Below are 5,406 nucleotides of genomic sequence, written 5' to 3'. Positions count from 1 at the left end.
GATGGCGTCATCACGCTGATACGCGATGGAGCGGATTCCGCATGCCACGTGACTCCCGACCGGAGAGATGACTGCGTGGTTCGGCTATGAGACCACCTGACAGACCGGCCCATACGGTTTCAAACTCGCATCATGGGTCAGTAAGCACAGGTGTTCGACATGCGCTTGGGCCAAGAGGATTCGGTCAAAGGGATCCCGATGATGAAGCGGCAACCGCTCCAGCGCGAGGGTGTGGAGCACGGACACCGGCAATTCCTGAAACCCACTGTCCGCTATCTTGGCGGCGAGCTCGGTGGGGTCTGCCGCGAGCTTCTTCAGCTGAATTTTAATGACGACCTCCCAAAGCGAGGCGGCACTGATATAGACCACGGGCGTGGTCTCGATCTGGTGATAGATCGCTTTCGAAAGCTGTGGGGCCTGAATCACAAACCACAAAAACACATGGGTATCCAACAGGAGATTCATAGCCGACCTTCAAACGTGCCCATGAGGTCTGGAGGTAACTGCGCATCAAAATCATCCGCGATCGTCACCCGTCCTTTCAACAATCCGGGGCGGCGAATAGGAATGGGTGTCTCGACCGGCCCGAGTTGCGCCACCGGCGTCCCATCTTTGCAAATCGTAATCCGCTGCCCCTTCGCGACGGCAGCAAGGAGCTTGGAAAAATGCGTCTTCGCCTCATGGACATTCACGGCCTTTGTCGTGCCTTTCACCTACTCCCTCTCTCCCCATGTGGACTAACGTTAGTCTACGTCGAATCTTTATGGAAAGCAACGTTCTCGTGCAGCGAGGTTGGCGGACACGGTCCATGCGGCTCATCATCACGCTGGTTGGAAATACTTGCTAGGAGGGCAGCGATGCCCTGCACCATACTCCAAACAGAATTCGTAGACTAGATGAATGGAAATCGATGATGACGAGAGATTTCAGATTGCGGGCGTTCCGCCGGCTGGCTCCATCGAGAAGATCAAGGGGAGAGTGGTTGAAGCGCGGTCCAAAATATCGGCAACGGCGAGGAGGGACCTTCCTGAAAAAATATCGGCACGAGGGAGCGTCAGCCCCCTCGTTCGCTTTCGATCAGAACAGGCCTTGAAGGGGTGAGCCGGTGCGAAAAGTCGGGTAGAACCATGGACGATTGTTGGAGCTCGTCGACCACCGGATGCGAACCCATGTCGATTGAACCCTTGAAGAACGCGCCTTCTTCCATTGAAAACTGGGGTGAGGAAATATCGCCGAGCAGGACCGCCGGCTTGAGCAATTGGATTTTTCCGCTGGCAGTCACGTTTCCATGAATCTTCCCTCTGCTGACAATGGTCTCGGCAATAATCGAGCCTCGGACAACCGCATTTTCGCCGATGACCAACATGCCTTTGGCGTGGATTTCCCCTTCAAAGGCGCTATCGAGTTGAACGGTGCTGTGAAAATGGACGATGCCTTTAAATGTGACGTCTTTTCCTAAGACGGTAAAGTTTCCGTTCTCTGGCTCCATCTCGCCTCGCTTTTTGTCCCACATGATAATCCTCTTTCGGAGTGGTTTCAAAAAAATAAAGGCACACCATACAGCAGTCAGAAAAAAGAATCAAAGGCTGATTTTGCGATACGGCCTGATGAGAGAGGAAAACTTCTTGGTAGAAGAGGATCGTGAAGAAGGAATGACCATGAGGAAACTATAGGGGACGGCTTCGGATCTCATGCACGGATGGAGTATCCAGTTGGAATCGCGTATGATCGATCGTTCCGCAACCTGCGTTTCAGGAGCCAGACACGATGGATATCGATGCGTCATCTCGACGGTTGGTGCTTGTTGGATGTATCTGTGCCGGTCTCGGCGTGGCAGCCGGCGCCTTCGGGGCCCATATGCTCAAAGGCATGCTGGATGAGCGTCTCTTGGCCGTGTTCGATACGGCGACCCGCTATCAGATGTATCATTCCTTCGGCATGGTCTTGAGCGGCTTTGCCGTTCGTATCGGTCGCGACACCGGAGCGGCCAAAGCCGGATGGATGTTTTTGGCCGGAATCTTGTTATTCTCGGGCAGTCTCTACGGGGTGTCGTTGTTGGGAGTGCGCTGGCTCGGAGCGGTGACGCCGGTGGGCGGGGCGTTGTTCATTTTGGGGTGGGCGATTTTGGGATGGCGCGCGTGGCGAAGCGCAGGACGATGAAGAAAATTAGGGCTTGCAGGCCGCCAGCCGCTTCCCGGTGATCGATCCCCATCCTCCCAGGCTGTTCGCAAATGATCCCTCGATCCTCGTATTATCCTTCATGAACAGCAAACTGTCCTCTTGGATCTGCCCGTTGTGCTCCCATCGCAAGTAAATGCTGTCGCCAAGAATGATCATTTCCGACGGGACGGGGCTATTGGCCGGCACCTGTCCGTCAGGATGGAAGACGAGCGTGTTTTTTTGGTCTTCGTGGTGTTGGTGATTATGAATGGTCCATTGCCAGGTTCCGCAGAGGCGAGCGCGGCCTTTTGCCTGCCGGATACGGTCCTTCCAGCCATAGAGGTCCCACCATGCCGCAATTGCCGATTGGCTGGATTCAAACCGCGTGCGCTCGGCCGCCGATAGGAATTCGGTGTTCCGTGTAGGGGATGTTGCTTGAGACGTCCGAAGGGCCTGATCCTCCTGTACGAGACCGAGCAGGTGGGAAAGCGAGGGCGTCCGGCTGCGGGCCTGCAGCCAATCTTGCCGCGCAGGAGAAAGTGAAAGCAAGGCCGAGGATGGTTCTGCGTCATGACGAAGGGAGTCGGCAAACTGCCAGGTGGCCAGCGCCGCCATCAGCTCATGGACGGAGCGGGATAATTCCGCCAACTCCAGTTCTTTGACCATCTTGCTCGAGAGTCTTTTGGCCCCCAATGCCGCCGATGCGTCTTTCAGCCCGAGCGCGGGCCCGATTGTCGTTGTGAACAGTGTCAGGGCTCCTTGGTCCGAGTCGATCGGAGCCAGCTGATCGGCCCGTTGGTTCACCACGTCGGCCAGCAGGCTGGGGGACACGTTCCCGTCCGCCATGACAGGAGACGGGCCGAACATCGACAACATCGCGATCAGCAGGAATCTGGCGACGGCAGGGCGATGTCCGAAGTGATCTTGGATCCGGCCGAGAAGTCTCGCGACCGGTGAAGGAAGCTGAGCATGCACTGGGGCGAGACTTCGGGTCATGTTCCTTGGAAGCAAGACTTCAAAAAACTTGTGGTTCGCTCCCAGGCGAGGGTCGAACTGTCGGGATTGTACACGTTCGGTTTCATTTCATTACAAAAGGCATGAGACGTCCGGGGATAGAGATGAATCTCGACTCGCTTGGCATATTCGGCGGCGGCGCCGCGCAATTGCTCGACCTCATCTTGAGTAACCCAGGTGTCATCTTCCGCTTGGTGATACAGCAGCGGTGAAAAGAGGTCTTTCACCAGCTCCTTGGGAGTGACCATCTTGCCGTAGTAAGAGACGGCCGCGCGCAGCCGTTTCCGTTGGCACGCGAAACGGAGCGCATAAGACCCTCCCATTCCATACCCCACGACTCCATGAATGTTCGTCTTCGCGAAGTGGCGGGTATTGAGATATTCACAGCAAGAATTGATATCCGTCAGGACATGCGCGTCGTTTTGACGTTCCAGCAAAGCGGCCGCTACGTCATCGCTGGCGGTGACCATTCCTCCCAACCGGCCATAGAGATTCGGAATGATCACCATATAGCCTTCACAGGCCAGCCGGGCGCCGAGATCCTTCATTTGTCCGGTCAGCCCCCACCGATCATGCAGCAGGACGACTCCCGGATAGGACCCCGCTTGTTGCGGCCAGAAGAGCAGGCAATCGACTTGGTGTTCCTTCGGTATCTTGCTCTTGAAGTAGGGGTCTACCATTTGATCGGTATGTGTGGGGATCGGCACACCGCTTGGGAAGCGAGCCGTTCCGGTTCCAATCTGCGCAAGTGTGAAAGGTGCCGTTTGTGTCGTGGACATAGCCGAGATGCTCTACCGGCGAGGCTTTGAGCTTTGCATGACGTTGCTTTACTATATGGAGCCGCTTACGAGAATGTCAATTGCGGACGGCGCCCTTGGCTTCGCCGCGAGGCAAGCGAGTCGGTGAGCGGGCCGCCCAGTATCCTAGTGAGGCGGCCGTATCTTGCGAGCGCGCCGATGGAGGATTTTTTCAACATCCCGCGGTGAGAGGCGTCGTGAACAAGGATTGCATCGGTGTGGGGCTGATCGGCGTGGGTCGGCATGGGGCTCGGTATGCGCAGCATCTTATTCAGGATCTTCCAATGGCCTCCCTCAGAGCCGTGTGCCGACGGCACCCGGAGCAGGGCGTTCAGATGCCGGGCGCCGAGTCGGTCAAGGTCTACGGCGACGCCCGATCCCTCATCGCCGATCCGACTGTCGACGTGGTCGTCGTGGTCACTCCTCCCATTTATTCCGCCGAAGTCTGCGGACTAGCCGTCCAGGCCGGTAAACCTCTGTTGATCGAGAAGCCATTGGCGACGACGGCGACTGATGCCCGTATGATGGTGGCTCAGGCTCGCGAAGCCGGAGTTCCCTTGATGACGGCGCAAACTCTCAGGTTCGATCATACGATTCAGCACATGAAGAGACTCCAACCCTCTATCGGGCGTTCCCGACAACTCGATTTATTGTTCCATATTGAGATACGAAAAACAGCGCCCGGCCATGCCGCGGGATATGGGGAGCGGGGAGCGTTGTTGGAAATCGGTGTACATATGCTGGACCTCATCCGATATGTAACTGGTGAAGAACCGCACGAGTTGCAGTGCACGATGGATCCGCATCCACCGAGTGCGCCGGAAATGAGGGCCTCGGTTCACCTCACCACGATGGGGGGGACGATTTGCCGAATAGAAATCGCCCGAGTCCAGGGATCACGTGCCGGGCAAGCGATATGGATCGGTTCACAGGGGCGAGTGGAAGCCGACTGGATGCAGCGCCGAATTCGCTGTGTGGATGATGCCGGTGTTGAGACGATGAATGCCGAACCGCCTCCGTCCCGGACGGTCCTTGCTACCCTCACGGCTTTTTTGCAGGCAGTGACGCACAATTCCCCCATGCCCATCACGGGAGAAGATGGGTGCCGCGCCGTGGAAATCGCCGACGCCTGTTACCGGTCAGCCCAGGCGGGAGGCAAAGCGGTCACTTTTCCTGTTGAAGGTTAAGAAATGAGGTTAAGGCTGAGTAAGAATTTATCTTTCCAGCCCGCTTCGAGCTCAGCCTCGTTCTCAATCTTAACCTCTAACCTCTCACCTCTAGCCTCTTCCTTCTCCTTTTACGGTTCCGCTACGATATGTGTATCCGTCTCTTCAACGCCGTCGATCGCATGGATCTTCGTGATGACGACATCGGAGAGCGCCCGTTCATCCTGGACGCTGATGAAGACAAAAATATCCGGACGGCCGAAACAGGA

Annotated in this window: 8 protein-coding genes; 2 read left to right on the top strand and 6 right to left on the bottom strand. The window is 56.5% G+C overall.

Annotation, left to right across the window (positions count from 1 at the left end; all coding sequences use genetic code 11):
* Window positions 1–84: 84 nt before the first annotated feature.
* From ACOSYY_RS10715 to ACOSYY_RS10705, 3 genes are all read right to left on the bottom strand, one after another.
* Complete coding sequence (locus ACOSYY_RS10715; protein WP_421662340.1) at window positions 85–465, bottom strand: type II toxin-antitoxin system VapC family toxin; 381 nt, start codon at window positions 463–465, stop codon at window positions 85–87.
* The gene (locus ACOSYY_RS10710; RefSeq protein WP_421662338.1) at window positions 462–713 is read right to left on the bottom strand and encodes a type II toxin-antitoxin system Phd/YefM family antitoxin; all 252 of its coding nucleotides are present in this window, start codon (window positions 711–713) and stop codon (window positions 462–464) included. Before ACOSYY_RS10710 ends, ACOSYY_RS10715 begins: the two co-directional genes overlap by 4 nt.
* A 341-nt stretch (window positions 714–1,054) precedes the next feature.
* The gene (locus tag ACOSYY_RS10705) at window positions 1,055–1,513 is read right to left on the bottom strand and encodes a bactofilin family protein (protein WP_421662337.1); all 459 of its coding nucleotides are present in this window, start codon (window positions 1,511–1,513) and stop codon (window positions 1,055–1,057) included.
* Between the two features lie 254 nt (window positions 1,514–1,767).
* Between ACOSYY_RS10705 and ACOSYY_RS10700 the strand changes: the two genes are divergently transcribed.
* The gene (locus ACOSYY_RS10700) at window positions 1,768–2,160 is read left to right on the top strand and encodes a DUF423 domain-containing protein (protein ID WP_421662336.1); all 393 of its coding nucleotides are present in this window, start codon (window positions 1,768–1,770) and stop codon (window positions 2,158–2,160) included.
* A gap of 6 nt (window positions 2,161–2,166) precedes the next feature.
* Here the strand turns inward: ACOSYY_RS10700 and ACOSYY_RS10695 are convergent, their stop codons facing one another.
* A complete protein-coding gene (locus tag ACOSYY_RS10695) occupies window positions 2,167–3,156 on the bottom strand; it encodes a hypothetical protein (protein WP_421662335.1) in 990 nt (329 codons plus the stop codon).
* Window positions 3,153–3,953, bottom strand: a complete 801-nt coding sequence (locus ACOSYY_RS10690; RefSeq protein WP_421662334.1) for a dienelactone hydrolase family protein — start codon at window positions 3,951–3,953, stop codon at window positions 3,153–3,155. Before ACOSYY_RS10690 ends, ACOSYY_RS10695 begins: the two co-directional genes overlap by 4 nt.
* 95 nt (window positions 3,954–4,048) lie before the next feature.
* Here ACOSYY_RS10690 and ACOSYY_RS10685 point away from each other — a divergent pair, with 95 nt between their 5' ends.
* Window positions 4,049–5,158 (top strand): Gfo/Idh/MocA family protein, encoded by a 1,110-nt coding sequence (locus tag ACOSYY_RS10685; protein ID WP_421662333.1) that lies wholly within the window; start codon window positions 4,049–4,051, stop codon window positions 5,156–5,158.
* A 110-nt stretch (window positions 5,159–5,268) separates the two neighbouring features.
* Here ACOSYY_RS10685 and ACOSYY_RS10680 read toward each other — a convergent pair.
* On the bottom strand, window positions 5,269–5,406 hold a 138-nt coding region (locus ACOSYY_RS10680; RefSeq protein WP_421662341.1), incomplete at its 5' end, for an Lrp/AsnC ligand binding domain-containing protein.

The organism is Nitrospira sp. BLG_2 (assembly GCF_049222245.1).
This window is presented reverse-complemented; position numbering and strand designations above follow the sequence as displayed.

Bases quoted from the DNA above. Each gene is read 5' to 3' on its own strand.
- ACOSYY_RS10690 (WP_421662334.1), bottom strand. From the start codon at position 3,953: ATGTCCACGACACAAACGGCACCTTTCACACTTGCGCAGATTGGAACC.
- ACOSYY_RS10695 (WP_421662335.1), bottom strand. From the start codon at position 3,156: ATGACCCGAAGTCTCGCCCCAGTGCATGCTCAGCTTCCTTCACCGGTC.
- ACOSYY_RS10700 (WP_421662336.1), top strand. From the start codon at position 1,768: ATGGATATCGATGCGTCATCTCGACGGTTGGTGCTTGTTGGATGTATC.
- ACOSYY_RS10705 (WP_421662337.1), bottom strand. From the start codon at position 1,513: ATGTGGGACAAAAAGCGAGGCGAGATGGAGCCAGAGAACGGAAACTTT.
- ACOSYY_RS10715 (WP_421662340.1), bottom strand. From the start codon at position 465: ATGAATCTCCTGTTGGATACCCATGTGTTTTTGTGGTTTGTGATTCAG.